Annotated in this window: 17 protein-coding genes and 1 pseudogene; 16 read left to right on the forward strand and 2 right to left on the reverse strand. The window is 64.8% G+C overall.

The window, feature by feature from the left end; all coding sequences use genetic code 11:
- Positions 1-35: 35 nt before the first annotated feature.
- The 5 genes from AB4099_RS06450 (at position 36) to AB4099_RS06470 (ending at position 4648) form a co-directional block, all read left to right on the forward strand.
- Positions 36-1055 (forward strand): ABC transporter permease, encoded by a 1020-nt coding sequence (locus AB4099_RS06450; RefSeq protein ID WP_441477682.1) that lies wholly within the window; start codon positions 36-38, stop codon positions 1053-1055.
- Positions 1052-1969, forward strand: a complete 918-nt coding sequence (gene nikC / locus AB4099_RS06455; protein WP_113510978.1) for a nickel transporter permease — start codon at positions 1052-1054, stop codon at positions 1967-1969. Before AB4099_RS06450 ends, nikC begins: the two co-directional genes overlap by 4 nt.
- 11 nt (positions 1970-1980) lie before the next feature.
- A complete protein-coding gene (locus AB4099_RS06460) occupies positions 1981-2850 on the forward strand; it encodes an ABC transporter ATP-binding protein (RefSeq protein ID WP_113510977.1) in 870 nt (289 codons plus the stop codon).
- Positions 2847-3617: an ABC transporter ATP-binding protein gene (locus AB4099_RS06465; RefSeq protein WP_441477428.1), complete on the forward strand. Its 771-nt coding sequence runs from the start codon at positions 2847-2849 to the stop codon at positions 3615-3617. Before AB4099_RS06460 ends, AB4099_RS06465 begins: the two co-directional genes overlap by 4 nt.
- A gap of 92 nt (positions 3618-3709) precedes the next feature.
- Entirely contained in the window at positions 3710-4648 is a 939-nt protein-coding gene (locus AB4099_RS06470; protein WP_441477429.1) for a LysR substrate-binding domain-containing protein, read from the forward strand.
- Positions 4649-5019: 371 nt separating this feature from the next.
- On the opposite strand, the gene AB4099_RS06475 is transcribed toward AB4099_RS06470, so the two are convergent.
- Positions 5020-5658, reverse strand: coding sequence for a TetR/AcrR family transcriptional regulator (locus AB4099_RS06475; RefSeq protein WP_441477430.1), 639 nt, complete (start codon positions 5656-5658; stop codon positions 5020-5022).
- A gap of 107 nt (positions 5659-5765) precedes the next feature.
- On the opposite strand from AB4099_RS06475, the gene AB4099_RS06480 reads away from it, so the two are divergent.
- From AB4099_RS06480 to AB4099_RS06500, 5 genes and pseudogenes are all read left to right on the forward strand, one after another.
- Positions 5766-6455: a PspA/IM30 family protein gene (locus AB4099_RS06480; RefSeq protein ID WP_441477431.1), complete on the forward strand. Its 690-nt coding sequence runs from the start codon at positions 5766-5768 to the stop codon at positions 6453-6455.
- Positions 6456-6495: 40 nt separating this feature from the next.
- A pseudogene (locus AB4099_RS06485) lies at positions 6496-6773 on the forward strand (YiaA/YiaB family inner membrane protein).
- 128 nt (positions 6774-6901) lie between these two features.
- The gene (locus AB4099_RS06490; RefSeq protein ID WP_441477432.1) at positions 6902-10303 is read left to right on the forward strand and encodes an acyl-[ACP]--phospholipid O-acyltransferase; all 3402 of its coding nucleotides are present in this window, start codon (positions 6902-6904) and stop codon (positions 10301-10303) included.
- Positions 10300-10461, forward strand: coding sequence for a hypothetical protein (locus AB4099_RS06495; protein WP_162767925.1), 162 nt, complete (start codon positions 10300-10302; stop codon positions 10459-10461). Before AB4099_RS06490 ends, AB4099_RS06495 begins: the two co-directional genes overlap by 4 nt.
- 152 nt (positions 10462-10613) lie before the next feature.
- Positions 10614-11732, forward strand: a complete 1119-nt coding sequence (locus AB4099_RS06500; protein WP_113510971.1) for a helix-turn-helix transcriptional regulator — start codon at positions 10614-10616, stop codon at positions 11730-11732.
- 86 nt (positions 11733-11818) lie between these two features.
- Here AB4099_RS06500 and AB4099_RS06505 read toward each other — a convergent pair whose 3' ends face one another.
- Positions 11819-12136, reverse strand: coding sequence for a winged helix-turn-helix transcriptional regulator (locus tag AB4099_RS06505; protein ID WP_441477433.1), 318 nt, complete (start codon positions 12134-12136; stop codon positions 11819-11821).
- Positions 12137-12276: 140 nt separating this feature from the next.
- Between AB4099_RS06505 and AB4099_RS06510 the strand changes: the two genes are divergently transcribed.
- From AB4099_RS06510 to AB4099_RS06535, 6 genes are read left to right on the forward strand one after another with little or no spacing between them, the layout of a single operon-like run.
- Positions 12277-12930 (forward strand): hydrolase, encoded by a 654-nt coding sequence (locus AB4099_RS06510; protein WP_441477434.1) that lies wholly within the window; start codon positions 12277-12279, stop codon positions 12928-12930.
- A 2-nt stretch (positions 12931-12932) separates the two neighbouring features.
- The gene (locus AB4099_RS06515) at positions 12933-13763 is read left to right on the forward strand and encodes an alpha/beta fold hydrolase (protein WP_441477435.1); all 831 of its coding nucleotides are present in this window, start codon (positions 12933-12935) and stop codon (positions 13761-13763) included.
- A 33-nt stretch (positions 13764-13796) separates the two neighbouring features.
- Positions 13797-14081: a XapX domain-containing protein gene (locus AB4099_RS06520; RefSeq protein ID WP_113511090.1), complete on the forward strand. Its 285-nt coding sequence runs from the start codon at positions 13797-13799 to the stop codon at positions 14079-14081.
- Positions 14078-16045: an amidohydrolase gene (locus tag AB4099_RS06525; protein WP_441477436.1), complete on the forward strand. Its 1968-nt coding sequence runs from the start codon at positions 14078-14080 to the stop codon at positions 16043-16045. Before AB4099_RS06520 ends, AB4099_RS06525 begins: the two co-directional genes overlap by 4 nt.
- Positions 16046-16064: 19 nt before the next feature.
- On the forward strand, positions 16065-16511 hold the full coding sequence (locus tag AB4099_RS06530; protein ID WP_441477437.1) for a DoxX family protein: 447 nt from the start codon (positions 16065-16067) through the stop codon (positions 16509-16511).
- On the forward strand, positions 16511-18139 hold the full coding sequence (locus tag AB4099_RS06535; RefSeq protein WP_441477438.1) for an MFS transporter: 1629 nt from the start codon (positions 16511-16513) through the stop codon (positions 18137-18139). Before AB4099_RS06530 ends, AB4099_RS06535 begins: the two co-directional genes overlap by 1 nt.
- Positions 18140-18171: the final 32 nt, after the last annotated feature.

The raw sequence follows: 18171 nt of genomic DNA on the forward strand, positions 1-18171 counted from the left end.
CCCTCACCGATCTCGCGCCCCGGCGAAACACCCGCCTGCGCCTGCCCCGCTGGGCAGCGCCGGCCCTGCGCGGCGGGCTCTCCGTCGCGCTCACCCTGCTGGGCCTGCTGGCCCTGACCTTCTTCATCGGGCGCGTGCTGCCGTTCGACCCGATCGCCGCCGTCGTCGGCGAGAAGGCCGATGCCAGCGTCTACGAGAACGTTCGCACAAAGCTCGGGCTCGACCAGCCGCTCTACATCCAGTTCGTCATGTTCCTGCGCGACATGCTGAGCGGCAATTTCGGGCGGGCGATCTTCACCGGCAATCCTGTCGCCGACGATCTCAGGCATGTCATTCCCGCGACGGTCGAGCTTGCTACCGTCGCCATCGTGATCGGCAGCGGGCTCGGCATCCCCTTCGGCGTCGCCGCTGCAGTCTATCGGGGAAAACCGATCGACCACGCCGTGCGGCTGCTGTCGCTGATCGGCCATTCCGTCCCGATCTTCTGGCTCGGCCTGATGGGGCTGATCGTCTTCTATGCCTGGCTCGGCTGGGTCGGCGGCTCCGGTCGGGTCGACATCTTCTATCTCGACGCCGTGCCGAAGCGGACGGGGCTGCTGCTCGTCGATTCGGCGCTGGCGGGCGACTGGGACGTGTTCGTCAGCGCCGCGCGGCACATCATCCTGCCGGCTCTCCTGCTCGGCTATTCCTCGATGGCCTATATCAGCCGCATGACCCGGAGCTTCATGCTCGATCAGCTGAGCCAGGAATACGTCACCACGGCGCGGGTCAAAGGGCTCTCGCGGCGGCGCGTGGTCTGGGGTCATGCTTTCCGCAACGTGCTGGTCCAGCTCGCCACGGTCATTGCGATTTCCTATGGCGGGCTGCTCGAAGGGGCAGTGCTCACCGAAACGGTCTTCGCCTGGCCCGGCTTCGGTCAGTACCTGACGACCGCCCTGATGATCGGCGACATGAACGCCGTTCTCGCCTGCACATTGATCGTGGGGCTGGTCTTCATCTGCCTGAACCTGATCACCGATCTCCTTTACCGCTTCCTGGATCCGCGCACCCGATGACGGCTCATTCCTTCGAGCGCAACGCTTCGTTGCGATCCTGGCTTCTCGTCGAGGCGCCGCAATCGGGCTTCCAGGCCTGGATGCAGAGCTTCTACCTCGCCTGGCTGCGCCTGGCCGCGAATCCCCTCGCCGTCATCGGCGTGGTCGTCCTGCTGGGGATCGGGCTGGTCGCGCTGATGGCGCCGTGGATCGCCACCCATTCGCCCTTCGACCAGGTCCTGGCCGACCGGCTTCAGCGCCCGAGCGCCGCGCATTGGCTCGGAACGGACGAGCTCGGCCGGGACGTCTTCAGCCGCATCGTCTATGGCGCCCGCACCACGCTCTACATCGTCGGCCTCGTTGCCGTGATCGTCGGGCCGATCGGCCTGTGCATCGGGGCGACGGCCGGTTATCTCGGAGGCTGGGTCGAGGCGGTGCTGATGCGGATCACCGACATCTTCCTGTCCTTCCCGAGCCTGATCCTGGCGCTGGCCTTCGTCTCCGCTCTGGGCCCGAGCCTGGACAATGCGATCATCGCCATCGCGCTCTCTTCCTGGCCGGGGATCGCCCGTCTCGCCAGGGCGGAAACCCTGACGATCCGCTCCAGCGACTATGTCGATGCCGTCCGCGTCATGGGAGCGTCGACACCGCGGATCATCTTCAAGCACGTCATGCCGATGTGCCTGCCCTCGGTCGTCGTGCGGGTGACGCTGAGCATGGCCAGCGTCGCGTTGACCGCGGCCGGCCTCGGCTTCCTCGGCCTGGGCGCCCAGCCCCCCACGCCGGAATGGGGCGCCATGCTCTCGACGGCGAGACAATACCTGCTCGAGCACTGGTATCTCGCCGCCATGCCCGGCCTGGCCATCCTGACCGTCAGCCTCGCCTTCAACCTGTTCGGAGACGGGTTGCGCGACATGCTGAACCCGCGCTCGTGAGGGAGAGGACGATGTCCGGGACCACAAAGAGCCCCATCCTCACGGTCGAGGACCTGCGCGTCGGCTTTCCCGGCCCGCGCGGCCTGGTGGAGGCCGTGCGCGGCATCAGCTTCGAGGTCGGCCGGAACAAGGTCGGCATCGTCGGCGAGTCCGGTTCCGGCAAGTCGATGACCGGGCGGGCGATCCTCAACCTGTTGCCGTCGGGAGCGACCTCCACCGTCAAGTCCATGAGACTGGGCGAGACCGAGCTCGCAGGCCTGAACGAAAACGAGATGCTCGGCATCCGCGGCAAGCGCGTCTCGATGATCCTGCAGGATCCGAAATACTCGCTCAATCCGGTCATGCGGGTGGGGCATCAGATCGCCGAAGCCTTTCGCGTGCATCATCGCGCCTCCCGCGCCGAGGCGAACGAGCGGGCGCTCGAGATGCTGGCGGCGGTCCGCATCCGCGATCCCAAGCGCGTCTTCGCGCTCTACCCGCACGAGGTCTCGGGCGGGATGGGCCAGCGCATCATGATCGCGATGATGCTCATTCCCGAGCCCGAGCTGATCATCGCGGATGAGCCGACCTCGGCGCTCGACGTCACCGTCCGGCTCCAGGTCCTGGCCATTCTCGACGAGCTCGTCACCACCCGCGGCATCGGCCTGATGTTCATCAGCCATGACCTCAACCTGGTCTCGACCTTCTGCGACGAGGTCCTGATCATGTATGCCGGGCGCATCGTGGAGCGATGCCCCGCCGCGGACCTTCACCAGGCGAAACATCCCTATACGCGGGGGCTGCTGGCCTCACTGCCCCGGCTCGAGGACGGCCATAAGCGCCTGCGGGTGCTGGAGCGCGACCCGTCCTGGCGCAACGAACCCATTCCGGCGGAAGCATGATCGAAGTCAGCCATTTGCGCGTCGCCTTCGGCGCGGGTGAAAACCAGTCCGTCGCCGTCGACGACGTCTCCTTCTCGATTCCCGAAGCGACCGTCTATGGGCTCGTGGGCGAGTCCGGCTGCGGCAAGACGACGATCCTGCGGTGCCTCGCCGGCCTCAACCGGCAATGGTCGGGTACCATCAGAATCGCCGGCAAGACCGTGGGACCGGTGCGCGATCTCGCGTTCTACCGGATGGCCCAGATGGTGTTCCAGGATCCCTACGGCTCCCTGCACCCACGGCACACCGTCAACACCATTCTCTCGGAGCCGCTGGTGGTGCACGGCATCGCCGGCATCGGCCCGCGCGTCTCCCGCGTGCTTGCCCAGGTCGGTCTTGGCGAGAGCTACCGCTACCGCTACCCGCACCAGCTCTCGGGCGGCCAGCGCCAACGCGTGGCGATCGCGCGGGCTCTCATCCTCGAGCCCCGCATCCTGTTTCTCGACGAACCGACCTCGGCCCTCGACGTCTCCGTCCAGGCCGAGGTTCTCAACCTGCTCCGCGACATCCAGGTCGAACAGGGGCTCACCTGCGTCCTCGTCAGCCACGACCTGCCCGTGGTCGCCAATCTGTGCAACCGGCTCGCCGTGATGAACCAGGGCAAGCTGATCGAGGAGCTCGGCGTTGCCGACCTGATGTCGGCGCGCGCCCATAGCGGCTACACGCAGAGGCTCATCGCAGCCAGTGCCGGCTACGATCGCGCGCTGGTCGGCCTCGATGTGGACTAGCCCGGCCTTGCGGCGGAGGGAGGCGGCTGTCGACGCGGCATCGCCCCGGACGCGGCCGAGCGCTGCGACCCTATTGCGCTAGGGAGGACGCCATGGAGGTCAAATGGTTGGAGGATTTCCTCAGCCTTGCGAGCACGGCAAGCTTCTCCCGTTCCGCGGCCGAACGCCATGTCACCCAGTCGGCCTTCAGCCGCCGCATCAGGCAGCTCGAGGACTGGGTCGGCTTGCCCCTGATCGATCGGGCCTCCTATCCGGTCCGGCTGACCTCGGCCGGCGAGAATTTCCGCGGGACCGCACAGGAGCTGTTGCAGGATCTGTATCGCGCCAGGGATAAGCTGCGGGAGAAGCAGGGTCTGCGTGCAAACACCCTGTCCTTCGCGGCGCTCCACACGCTGTCGCTGACCTTTTTCCCGCAATGGCTGCGGCGCATCGAGCCCCGCTTCGGCGGGCTCCGCACGAGAGTGAGCGCCGACAATAACGGGATCGATTCCCTAGTGACCTCGCTACGGGAAGGCGGCAGCGATTTTCTGCTGATCTATTCGCATAGCGCGGTGCCGGTTTTCATCGGCGATAGCGACATCATCCATATGCGATTGGGCGACGAGCACGTCATCCCGGTTTCGGCCCCCGACGCCAACGGTCGCCCGCTTCACCGGATCGAGCCGGGAGCAACCCCGGCGCGGCACCTCGCTTACGGCGCCGGATCGTTCTTCCATCACGTGCTGGCGGATCTGTTCGCGCGAAGAGCGCTCGAACGCATCACGATCCACGAGAACACGATGTCCGAAGGCCTGAAAGCGATGGCTTTGGCCGGCTGGGGACTGGCCTGGATACCGGAGAGCATCGTGCGGCTCGATCTTGCCAGCGGCCAACTCGTGCGCGCCGCCGATTCCAGCTGGGACCTGAAGGTCGATATCCGGCTCTACCGATCCCTGTCGAATTCCCGTCCGGTCGTGGAGCAATTCTGGCGCATCGTCAGCGAGGAGGAGCAGGACCCGGTCAGTGCGAAGCCGCAACTGGTCCGCTGCTGACCGGCGTGGGCAAGCCGCCTGCCCGGCCTTCGACGCCGTAGGGACGCATCCCGTTCCGCGCGAAGACGCATGAACACGGTGAGCAACCCGGCCATCCGTCTGCACAGGACATCGCAGACCCCTTCGACCAAGAAGGGCTCCGAGCGCGAGCAGATCGTTTCTGGCTGCGATTGGGGTCAGGTAGAATCTGGCCCAACGCTGCCCCTTGAGGCGAGGAACCATCTGCTTCGGCGCAATCAGCGATCAGGAAATCCGGCCCCTCACCCGGCACTGATACATCATAGGTTTGAACGACGGGACGACCGCTTCCCGCGCGAGGTTCGCGCACGTCTGCTCGATGATGAGCAACCGCCGCGAGTCCAACCCTGCCGTCATTCTCGTTGAAAGAAGAGCGCTTTCACGTTGGGCGTGCGAAGCAGCCCCTCCCCGATCAGACGGACCAGGATCTCAATCTGCTGATCGAGCTGCCGGCGCGGGACAGCCACGAGCTTGTCTTCCAGGCCGATGGCCACCACACCATGCACGGCCGAGAACAATGTCCGGGTCAGCAGATTGCGCTCCGCCGCGTCCGGAAGCAGAATCTCCAGCGGCCCGGTGATATGCCGGAACATCTGCAACTGCTCTGCGACGGCCCATTCGGGGACCTCGCCCCCGCCCGTCATGCGATGCTCGAACAGCGTCCGCCAGAGATTGAGGTTGTCCCGCGCGAAGCTGCTATAGGCCAGCGCAACGGCAACCAGTGTACTGATGGCACTATCCGTTCCAGCCGGTGAGCGAGCTGCCGCCTCGCTGAGAGCGTCATCCAGGCGGGACAGTGTCCGGGAGCCCACCCGGAGCACGAGCTCGTCGAGATCCTGGACAAGATTGTAGATCGCACCCAGCGAGCACCCAATCTCATGGGCGAGCTCCCGCGCTTTCAGCCCGGCGAGCCCCTTGTCGGCAATGGCCCGCTCTGCCGCCTCGATCAGCAGCGCGCGCAGTCTCTCTCGTCGGGCCTCAGTCGGGGTCATCGGCACCTCGGAATGTCCCGTGAACGGCGTTCAAAATAATACTTGAACACTGTTCATGGCAGCGTTACAACAGAACTGTGAACAATGTTCATAGCAGGAGATCGACGATGTTCAAAGCGTTTGTGACCCTATTGCGCGGTCAGGCCGCGGCATCCACCGAGCAATTCACCGCACGCAACGCGCTCCTCATTCTCGATCAACAGATCCGGGATGGCGTCGCCGCGCTTGAACGGGTCAAGCGGTCGCTTGCCGTGGCGATCGCGCAGGAGAAGCAGGAAACAGAGAGGTCTACGGTAACCGGAAAGCAGATTGCAGACCTCGAAAGCCGGGTGGCAGAGGCCCTGAAGTCCGGAGACAATGGCATGGCCCACGAAGGCGCTGACGCAATCGCAGCACTGGAAGCTGATCGTGGGGCGTCCAGCGCAGCCTTGGCTCTGTTCTCGACTGAGATCAGCGCCCGGCGCCGCCGCGTCCAGAAGGATCAGGTGCGCCTTGCAGAACTCCAGCGCGGGCGTCGCCTCGCCCAAGTGTCCGACGCGACAAGCCTCCTGCGCCGCGGGCGCCTCGAACCGTCAGCGCCCTTCGAGGCAAGCATCGGCGATGCGGAGAAAACCCTGAAAGGTCTCCGCGAGCGGCAGGTCGCCGCAGTCGAGGCCGATGCGGCTCTCGACCAGATCGATCATTCCACCGCCTCGATCACCGAAAGGCTCGCCGCCAAGGGCTTCGGCCCCCGCTTGAATCCGACCGCCAACGATGTGCTGGCGCGGCTCCAGGCGAAGCTGAGGCCGGAAGGCTGATCGACACCCGATCATACGATCGAAGCAGTGGGAGATTTCGATGAACCAGACTTCACAGCCCCATAGCGGCGCCTGGGTTACCTTCACTTACGCATCGTTCGTCGCCGCGGCCACCATGGTCGGTGTCGGCATCATGTTTCTGCCGCTCGACTGGTGGCCAGGGGCTACCTTGCCATGGGTGTGCTCATGCTGGTCCAGACCAGCATCACCATGACCAAGACCGTTCGCGACATGCACGAGGCCGCAAAACTCGTAAATCGGATCGAAGATGCTCGGACCGAACGCCTGCTGATGGACACCAGCGGAAAGGCTTCATGACGTCCAGGATCCCAAGCATCCCGTTTCGGAGAACCCAGTTTTAACCGAGATTCATGGCGCGACCGATTGAAAACGAATCGTTCTCCAGCAGTCGTGCAATGTGACCTCCCCGTTCCAGAGTGTTCGCTATGACCGAGTCATTGTTGCTAAAGAGGCGCTTTGCGCCTTTGTTCTGGGCACAGTTCTTCTCAGCCTTCAACGACAACTTCCTGAAGAACGCACTCGTATTCATCATCCTATACAAGCTGCAGGGCTCGCATGGCGAGGCTCTGGTGACTCTGGCCGGGGGCCTGTTCATCGCGCCGTTCTTTTTCCTCTCCGGACTTGGCGGTCAAATTGCGGATCGTTTCGACAAGGCACTGATCGCTCAACGCCTGAAGCTCGCTGAAATTGGGGCGGCAGGCGTTGCGGTCCTCGGGTTTACGCTCCACTCGGTGCCCGTGCTGTTTGCAGCGCTGTTTCTGTTCGGCGTCATTGCTGCGCTTTTCGGACCGATCAAATACGGCATTCTGCCCGACCACCTGAAGCGCGAGGAGCTGCCGGCAGGCAACGCGCTGATCGAGGGCGCCACATTCATCGCCATCCTGCTTGGAACCATCGCCGGGGGGCTTACGGCGCGCGAAGGAGGCGACGCAGCCTCTCTCTCCGCACTGATCCTGGTCTTCGCCGGACTGTGCTGGGCGGCGACGCTGTTCATCCCCAGGACAGGGGCAGGGGCACCTGATCTGGTCGTGGATCGAAATATCCTGCGCTCGACGCGCGACCTTCTCATCGACCTGTGGGGAGATCCCCGTCTGTGGCGCACCGGCGTCATGGTCTCGATCTTCTGGCTCGTCGGCGCGGTGACGATGTCGCTGCTGCCTTCCCTGGTGAAGAATGGTCTGGGCGGGACGGAACTCGTCGTCAGCATCTATCTCGGCATGTTTGCGATCGCGATCGCGGTCGGCTCCGGTATCGGGTCGTTCCTGTCCAGCGGGCGCATCGTTCTGCTCCCTGTTCCCGTCGCTTGCGTTGTCATGGGGTTGTTCGCGCTCGATCTCGGTTGGGCGGTCTCGGGCGCGGTGCCTCATCAGCCTCCGCTGAATGCGGCTGCCTTCTTCGCAAACTCGATCGGTTGGCGGGTCGGCATTGATCTCACTGGCCTCGCCATCGCAGGCGGCGTCTTCATCGTGCCCGCTTTCGCTGCAACGCAGAGCTGGTCGCCGGCAGAAAAGCGAGCGCGCGTCATCGCTGCCGTCAACGTTCTGAACGCCGCTTTCATGGTGACAGGCGCCGTCATTGTGGCGCTGCTCCAGGCCGCTGGGATGACCTTGTCGCAGCTGTTCCTGATCTTCGGGCTCGCAACGATTGCCGCGGCAGTCTGGATCTTCAAGGTTCTGCCGACCAATCCGCTGCGTGACGTCCTGTCGATCCTGCTGCGCGCCTTCTATCGCCTCGAGGTCGTCGGCCAGGAGAACGTCGCCAAGGCTGGCCCGAACGCCATCATCGCACTGAACCATGTCAGCTTCCTGGATGCGGCGCTGGCGCTGTCCATCCTCGACAAGGATCCGGTCTTCGCGATCGACCACGGCATTGCCCAGCGTTGGTGGGTAAAGCCGTTCCTGCTGCTGACCCGCGCAATGCCGCTCGATCCGACGCGCCCATTGGCAACGCGTTCGCTGATCAATGCGGTGAAGAGCGGCGAGAGCCTGATCATCTTCCCCGAAGGTCGGCTCACAGTCACGGGAAGCCTGATGAAGGTTTACGACGGCGCAGCGATGATCGCCGAAAAGTCAGGGGCGATGGTTGTCCCCGTGCGCATCGACGGGCTGGAGGCGACCGTGTTCTCGCGGCTCTCGCGCGACCAGGTTCGCCGGCGCTGGTTCCCGAAGGTTCGCGTGACCATCCTGGAGCCGGTATCGCTGACCGTTCAACCAGAGCTGAAGGGCAAGGCTCGCCGTCAGGCAGCCGGTGCAGCGCTCTATCAGATCATGTCGGAGCTGATCTTCCGCACCAGCCGCATCGATCGCAGTGTCTTCGACGCCGTCGTCGAGGCCGCAAGAACCCATGGCAAGGGGCGCGTTGCGGTCGAAGATCCGTTGACTGGAGGCCTTACCTACAAGCGCTTGCTCGTTGGAGCCAATGTCATCGGTCGCAAGCTCGCACCTCTAGCGAACAAGGGTGACGCTGTCGGCGTCATGCTGCCCAACGCCAACGGCGCCGCAGTCACGCTGCTCGGGCTGATGTCGGCTGGCCGTGTTCCGGCGATGATCAATTTCACGGCGGGAGCCACCAACATCGCGGCGGCCTGCAAAGCCGCCGAAATCAAGGCGATCGTGACGTCTCGGGCCTTCGTCGAGAAGGGGTGGATGGGTGGCCTGATCGAGGCTCTCCAGGCCGACGTCAGGATCCTCTATCTCGAGGACGTTCGCACGACCGTGAGCCTGGCCGACAAGTTCAAGGGCCTGTGGTCGCATGAAAGCGCAATCACGCCGACGACGGGACAGGACCGGGCCGCGATCCTCTTCACCTCGGGCTCGGAAGGAACTCCGAAGGGAGTCGTGCTCTCAAACGCCAATATGCTTGCCAATGCCGCCCAGGCGGCGGCGCGCATCGATTTCGGCCGCCGCGACAAGGTCTTCAACATCTTGCCGGTGTTCCATTCCTTCGGCCTCACAGTCGGGCTCGTCCTGCCGTTGGTCTCGGGAGTGCCGGTCTATCTCTATCCGTCGCCGCTCCACTACAGACTGGTGCCCGAGCTCGTCTACGGCTCGAATGCGACGATCCTGTTCGGCACCGATACCTTCCTGACCGGATATGCACGAGCAGCGCATCCCTACGACCTGCGCTCGTTGCGCTATGTCCTCGCCGGCGCCGAGCCGGTGAAGGAATCGACGCGGCGGACATATATGGAGAAGTTCGGGCTGCGCATCCTTGAAGGCTACGGCGTCACCGAGACCGCACCGGTGCTGGCGATCAACACGCCGATGTTCAATCGCTTCGGGACGGTTGGCCGCATCATGCCGGGCATGGAAGCCCGCCTTGAACCGGTACCTGGGGTCGACGAAGGCGGGCGCCTTCATGTTCGCGGTCCCAATATCATGCTGGGTTATCTGCGCGCCGAGAACCCAGGCGTGCTGGAGCCTCCGGCCGGAGGCTGGCATGACACGGGAGACATCGTCACGATCGACAGCGATGGCTTTGTCACGATCAAGGGGCGCGCCAAGCGTTTCGCCAAGATCGCCGGCGAGATGGTGTCGCTTGCGGCAATCGAAACCATGGCCGCGGAGCTCTGGCCTGACGCACTCTCTGCCGTGGCCAGCCTCCCCGATGCCCGAAAGGGAGAACGGCTGGTCCTTGTGACCCAAAGGCAAGGCGCGACCAGGGGTGAGTTCCAGGTCTTCGCGAAGTCGAAGGGTGCTTCCGAGCTCATGGTTCCTGCTGAAGTGATGGTCGTGTCCGCGGTGCCCGTGCTCGGATCCGGCAAGCTCGACTTCGCTGGCATAACGCGCCTCGTGAAGGAACGGGCTGCCATAACGGCGGCCGCATGATCGGCTTCTGGCTGGAAGCTCTGACGCGCCCGACCCTTGACCTCACGCTCGCGACCCATGCCGGTTTGGTGACACGGATCGTCGAACGGCCGGGTGCGGTGCTGAATGACGCGGATCTTGCTGCCCTCGTCGTACAGCTTCGATCGGTCGCCGGTTAAGCGCCCGAGCCCAGAGGCTCGAAAGCCGCTCGACATCGACCTCCCGCCATTGCGGCGGCGGGGCCGGCTGACGGTCAAAGCGCCCTGAACTATTGTTGTATTGCTGTATCAGCGCGGTATCAGCCGATGATCGGTCAGGACCGGAGGGTGGAATGAGCGATCCACGCGAGCATCAGCTGATCGATGCCGTATACGAGGCAGCCCTTGTGCCAAGCCTCTGGCCTTCCGTGCTCGCCAAATTCGCCGATATCTGCAGCGCGAAGGATGCGGTGCTTTGCACTGTGCGGGGCGACGAGATGCGCTTCATCAACTCCTCGCCCGCCTTTGAACAGCTCTGGCTCGATTTCCTCAGCCTTTATTCCGGAGCGTCCAATGAGCGGACCAAACGTCTGTTAGCGCTGCAGCATCCCGGTTTTGCGACCGATGCCGACGTCTTCACGATGCAGGAAATGGCGCAGGACCCGATCTATCGCGACTTCTTCATCCCGCGCGGCTATGGCTTCGGCGTCGCGACCGCCATCGAGGTTCCAAGCGGCGACACCATCATCGTCCATGCCGAACGCGACTATGCATCGGGGCCCGTCGGGCGCGATCTCGTCGCGCAGGTCGATCGCACACGGTCCCATTTTGCTCGCGCCGGCATCCTGGCAGCGCGGCTCGACATGGAGCGTGCCCGCACCGTTGCGCACGCGCTCGAGATGATCGGCCTTCCTGCGGCCGTGCTCGGATGGCGCGGAAAGGCCCTCGCTGCGAATTCGCTCCTCGTCAGGCTGATGCCGGATGTCGCGCAGGACCGCCCATCCCGGCTCGGGCTCGCCAATCCTTCTGCGGACCGCTTGCTTCTCCAGGCCTTCGCAGCCCTGGGCAAGGAGCCGCACGATGCCGCCGTCCGCTCGATCCCGATTGCCGCCGAAGGCGATAATCCGCCCTTCATCGCACATCTCGTGCCTGTGACCGGCGCCGGTCACGATGTGCTTTCGCAAGCCCATGCCATTCTGGTCGTAACCCCGGTCGTTCCCGGAGAGGTCCCGACCGCTTCGGTCATCCAGGGCCTGTTCGACCTGACGCCGGCGGAGGCGAAGCTGGCTGCCTTGATCGCCGCCGGAAGCCGCCCCCGCGATGCTGCACTCACGCTCGGCATCGGGGAAGAAACCGTTCGGACGACGCTGAAGCGGGTCTTCGCGAAAACCGGCCTCGACCGCCAGGCCGATCTGGTCGGGCTGTTGCAGGGCGCCAGCCTCGGCGGGCGAGGTCTCCGCACCCAGCCGTAATCTCTGAATGTCCCCTCGATACACCTGATCTGAACGGCAGGCGGCTCAAGACACCGGCTCTGGCGCAGGCCCCTTCTGGCGGCTGTTTACTCGCGCGCCGAACCGGCCATGATCTGGCTGTGAAGGGCATAGGAAAAGGCCTCGCTCCGCCTCAGCTCGGCATCGAGAGCCTGCCCCTCCTCGGTCAGGCTATATTCGACATGACGGACATTCTCGCTCAAGTCGCGGCGAATGACCAAGCCCTTGCTCTCAAGTGACTTGAGCCGGGCCGAAAGGACGCGCGCGGAAATCGATCCAGGCAGAACGCGACGAAGCTCCGCAAAGCGCAACGCATTATTTTGACCGAGAATCCAGATGATATGGCTCATCCATTCCTGAGCCAGGAACTTGAGCAAAGGTTCCACACGGCATTTGCTGTCGCTGACTTCTATTCGTTCGATCTTGTTCATGGCAAACTTGCGGTATCCAAAAGGTTACTACTGGTCGAGATTGCACCGCAGCGCTAGCGTGCCGCCGCGTTCACTGTCGCGATGGAGGTTGGTTCATGGCTCGCGCAACTCCGGTTCCAGGTAAACTGCTGCTCTCTCCCCAGGATCACACCCTGATCCTGATCGACTTTCAATCGCAAATGTCCTTCGCAACGAAGTCGATCGATGCCGTGGCGCTGCGCAACAACGCCGCCCTGATTTCCCATGCCGCCGCCGGCTTCGGCGTCTCAGCCATCCTGACCACCGTCGCCGAGAAAAGCTTCTCCGGGCCGATGTTCGAGGAGATCACGACCGCCTTCAACGGCCAGAAGCTGCTCGATCGCACCTCCATGAACACCTGGGAGGATGCCGCAGTGATCGCGCGCGTCAACGAGATCGGCAAGAGCCGCATCGTGCTTGCCGGCCTCTGGACCTCGGTTTGCATCGTCGGCCCCGCGCTCTCGGCCATCGACCAGGGTTTTGAAGTCTACATCATCACCGACGCCTGCGGAGACGTCTCCGACGAGGCGCATGAGCGGGCCGTCGAGCGGATGGTACAGGCCGGCGCCCGCCCGATGACCGCGTTGCAATACCTGCTCGAGCTGCAGCGCGACTGGGCGCGGACGGACACCTACGATCTCACCACCGGCATCGCCAGGAAGTTCGGCGGGGCCTACGGTCTCGGCATCATCTACGCCAAGACGATGTTCGGCGCACAAGAGGGACATTGATCATGCCCAAGGTCAGCACGAAGGACGGTCTCGAAATCTTCTTCAAGGACTGGGGTCCGAAAGACGCCCAGCCCATCGTCTTCCACCATGGTTGGCCGCTCAGTTCGGACGACTGGGACGCGCAGATGCTGTTCTTCCTCGCGAAGGGCTACCGCGTCGTCGCCCATGACCGGCGCGGCCATGGCCGTTCGACCCAGACCGGAGACGGTCATGACATGGACCATTACGCGGCCGATGCCGCGGCGGTGGTCGAGCATCTCGACCTGCGAAACACCGTTCATGTCGGCCATTCGACCGGCGGTGGCGAGGCGCTGCACTACACGGTCCGCCATGGCAAGGGCCGCGTCGCCAAGCTGGTGCTGATCGGCGCGGTGCCCCCGCTTATGCTGAAGACCGCGGCCAATCCGGGCGGGCTGCCGATCGAGGTCTTCGACGGCTTCCGGCAGGCGCTCGCCGCCAATCGCGCGCAATTCTTCCTCGATGTGCCGAGTGGGCCCTTCTACGGCTATAATCGCCCGGGCGCGAACCCGTCGCAGGGCATCATCCGGAATTGGTGGCGCCAGGGCATGATGGGGGGCGCCAAGGCGCATTACGACGGCATCAAGGCCTTCTCGGAGACCGATTTCACCGAGGATTTGAAGGCGGTCGAGGTGCCGACACTGGTGATCCATGGCGATGACGACCAGATCGTGCCGATCGCCGACGCGGCCCTGCTCTCGATCAAGCTGCTGAAGCACGGCACGCTCAAGGTCTACGAGAAGCTCCCGCACGGGCTCTGCACGACCCATCCGGAGCTGGTCAACGCCGATCTGCTCGCTTTCGTGAAAGGCTGATTGTCGGGCGGCCAGAGCCCAAGGGAGGTCGATATGAAGCCCTATCTGCTGGCCCTGGGGGCCGGTCTGCTGGTCGGCATCATCTACAGCCTGCTCAATGTCCGCTCGCCAGCGCCGCCGGTCGTGGCGCTGATCGGTCTCCTCGGCATCCTGGCCGGGGAGCAGATCGTGCCGATTGCCAAGCGCGTCCTCGCGGGCGAGCGGCTCAGCATCGGCTGGCTCAGGAGCGAATGCGGCGAGCACCTTTTCGGCGCCCTACCCGCGCGCTCCGCCGAAAGGCAGGCCGAACGCAACGATGCCGGCAGCAAGCCTTCATGAACCCGACCCGCAGGCAGACCACGCTCGGCGGCGCGGCCGGCGCGCTTTCCACGCTGCTCGGCGGCCGGGCTGCCGCCCAGACATCCACGACAGGACAAGCCGCCATGATTGCCGACCTCCTTCTCGTGAACGGACGCTTCAGCACTTTGGACCGCAGCAACCCCGATCCGCGGGCGGTTGCCATCTCCGATGGCCGTTTCATCGGTGTCGGAGCGGAACAGGACATGCGCGCTCTAGCCGGCCCGACGACTGCGATCGTCGACCTGGGTGGCCGGCGTGTCATTCCGGGGCTGATCGACAGCCATATGCACATCATCCGCGGCGGGCTGAACTACAATATGGAGCTGCGCTGGGACGGCGTACGTTCGCTTGCCCAGGCGATGGAGATGCTGAAGCGCCAGGTCGCGGCGACCCCGCCGCCGCAATGGGTGCGGGTGATCGGCGGCTTCACCGAACATCAGTTCGCCGAGAAGCGCTTGCCGACGCTCGACGCGATCAACGCGATCGCCCCCGAGACGCCGGTCTTCATCCTGCATCTCTATGACCGCGCCCTGCTCAACGCCGCGGCCCTCCGCGCCGTTGGTTACGGCAAGGAGACGCCCGATCCACCGGGCGGCGAGATCCAGCGCGATGCAAACGGCAACCCGACCGGACTGCTGATTGCCAAGCCCAACGCCAACATCCTCTATGCCACCTTGGCGAAGGGCCCCAAGCTCCCGCCCGAGTATCAACTCAACTCGACGCGCCATTTCATGCGCGAAATGAACCGGCTCGGCGTGACCAGCATCATCGATGCAGGCGGCGGCTTCCAGAACTACCCGGATGACTACGCAATCATCGAGAAACTGCATGTCGCAGGCGAGTTGACCTTGCGGCTCGCCTATAATCTCTTCACGCAGAAGCCGAAGGAGGAGCTCGCCGATTTCGCGGGCTGGGCCAACCAGGTGAAACCCGGCCAGGGCGATGATCTCTATCGCCATAATGGCGCTGGCGAGATGCTGGTCTATTCGGCTGCGGATTTCGAAGATTTCAGGGTCGAGCGGCCGGATATGCCGTCCACGATGGAGGGCGATCTCGAACCCGTGGTGCGGCTGCTCGCAGAGAACCGCTGGCCCTGGCGCCTGCATGCCACCTACGATGAGACCATCACCCGCGCGCTGGACGTCTTCGAGAAGGTCAACCGCGACACGCCCTTGCAGGGGCTGCACTGGTTCTTCGACCATTGCGAGACAATCAGCGATCGCAATATCGACCGCATCGCAGCGCTCGGCGGCGGCATCGCCGTGCAGCACCGGATGATGTTCCAGGGCGAGGATTTCGTCGAACGTTATGGCGCCAAGGCGGCCGAACGCACACCGCCGATCGCGCGCATGCTCGAGGCCGGCGTCCCCGTCGGCGCCGGCACCGACGCGACCCGCGTTGCGAGCTACAACCCCTGGGTCTCGCTCGCCTGGCTCGTGACCGGCAAGACACTGGGGGGCCTCAGGCTCTATCCCCAACGCAACCTGCTCGATCGCGAAAGCGCGCTTCGGCTCTGGACACAGGCCAATACCTGGTTCTCGACCGAGGAAGGCAAGAAGGGCCAGATCAAGACCGGCCAGCTTGCCGATCTCGTCGTGCTCGACCGCGACTACATGACCGTGCCGGAGGACGAGATCCAGGACATCGAGAGCGTCCTGACGCTGCTCGGCGGCAAGCCGGTTCACGGCACCGGCGACTATGCCGGGCTTGCCCCGCCACTGCCGCCGGCCATGCCGGACTGGTCACCGGTCAGGACCTTCGGCGGCTACCAGAAGCGTGCGAGCATGGATGAGCGCAAATATGCCTTTGCGGTTGCCTGTGGCTGCGCCAGCGCTTGCGGCGTCCACGGCCATGCACACGCCTCGGCCTTGGCCGCAACCGTGCCGGTGCGCGACGAAGGTTCGTTCTGGGGAGCACTGGGCTGCTCCTGCTGGGCCTTCTGAGCGCACGAAGGGATCGATCATGTCCGGTTCGCCATTTTCCTCCGCTCAGCACGCCGTCGAACGGCTCCTTGGCCAGTCATGGCTGGTTGTTCTCGCCCGCATCGCTGTGGCGCTGCCCTTCATGCTCAGCGGCATCGCCAAGCTGTTCGATTTCGCGGGAGCGATCGCCGAGGTCCGCGGTCTGACCGGGCTCGAGCCTGCCGCACTCTTTGCCACGCTCGTCATCCTGACACAGCTCGGCGGCTCCGCATTGCTGATCGCCGGCGGCCGCCATGCCTGGATTGGCGCGGCGGCGCTGGGCGGCTTCACGATCCTCGCGACGCTCTATGCCCATGCCTTCTGGATGAAGCCCGCGGGCGAACGCTTCCTGCATCAGAACATCTTCTTAGAACATGTCTCGATTGTCGGCGGGCTTGCACTACTGGCGGTGCTTTCCGCCCGCTCGAGCCGGGGAGCGCGAGCCTGATGGCCCAAGTGCCGCACGATACCGCGCCCAGACCGGCGTCGTCGGCCTTCGCGCCGCTGCGGCACTCCGTCTTCGCCGTACTCTGGGCAGCGACGGTCCTTGGCAATGTCGGCTCCTTCATGCGCGATGTCGCAAGCGGCTGGCTGGTTACCGATCTCTCCGGCTCGCCCGCGGCTGTCGCCATGATCCAGGTCGCCGGTACCTTGCCGATCTTCCTGCTCGCGATCCCCGCCGGCGTGCTCTCCGACATCGTCGACCGCAGGAAATTGCTGATCGGCGTCCAGCTGATGCTGGGCTTCACCAGCGCTGTCCTGATGACGCTGGCGCTGACCAACCGGCTGACGATCGAACTTCTGGTCGGGCTCACCTTCATCGGCGGTGTCGGTGCGGCCTTGATGGGACCGACCTGGCAATCGATCGTGCCCGAGCTCGTGCCGAAGACCGAGTTGCGCAATGCCGTCGCGCTGAACTCGCTCGGCATCAACATTGCCCGCGCGATCGGCCCTGCCGCCGGCGGTGCGCTCCTGGCGGCCTTTGGTGCGGCCTTGACCTACGGCGCCGACGTCCTGAGCTATGTCTTCGTCATCGCGGCACTGCTCTGGTGGCAGCGCCCTGCCGGCGCCGATGACGAGCTCCGCGAGCATTTCGGCGGCGCTTTCAGGGCGGGGCTGCGTTACGCCCGCGCCAGTCGAGAGCTTCACCGGGTTCTTCTGCGGGCCGTCCTGTTCTTCGCCGGCGCCAGCGCCATTTGGGCGCTGTTGCCCCTGGTTGCCCGGCAGCTGCTCGGCGGCGGTGCCGGCTTCTATGGCCTCCTTCTCGGAGCTGTAGGAGCGGGCGCGATCGCCGGGGCGATCGTGCTGCCGCGGATCCGGGCCCATCTCGATGCCGACGGCATCATGCTCGGCGCCGCGCTCGTCACCGCCGCTGTGACGGCGGCACTGGCGGCGGTGCCACCGCACTGGCTTGCCATTCTCATGCTGCTCGTCCTGGGCGGCGCCTGGATCGCTGCGCTGACGACGCTGAACGGCACGGTGCAGGCGATCCTGCCAAACTGGGTGCGCGGGCGCGGCCTGGCGATCTACCTCACGATCTTCAACGGCGCCTCGGCGGCCGGAAGCCTGCTCTGGGGGCTTGTGGCCGAAGCCATCGGGCTGCATGCCACCTTGCTCGTCGCAGCACTCGCGCTCGCGCTGGTCGCCGTTGCGGTCCTGCGCCTGCGGCTACCAGCGGGCGAGGCCGACCTCACCCCCTCGAGCCATTGGCCGGAGCCGGCGATCGCGGATCCGGTCGAACACGACCGCGGCCCCGTCACCATCACGGTCGAGTACCGCGTCGCCCGCGAAAACCGGGCGGCCTTCCTCGAGGCGGTGGCCCGACTCGCTCCGGAGCGGCGCCGGGACGGCGCCTTCGCCTGGGGCGTCAGCGAGGATGCCGCCGACCCCGACTGCATCCTTGAATGGTTCATGGTCGAGTCCTGGGCCGAGCACCTGCGTCAGCACAGGCGTGTCTCTCAGGCCGATGCCGATATCCAGGCGGAGGTCACGAAACTCCATACAGGCCAGGACAAGCCGATCATCCGGCATTTCCTGGGATTGCAGGCACGCCCCAACTCCGTTCCGGGCCAATAACCACTGCCGCGCCTGGGCTGTTCAGGCGCGTT

This window comes from Allobosea sp. 2KB_26, assembly GCF_052115715.1.
Classification (GTDB): domain Bacteria; phylum Pseudomonadota; class Alphaproteobacteria; order Rhizobiales; family Beijerinckiaceae; genus Allobosea.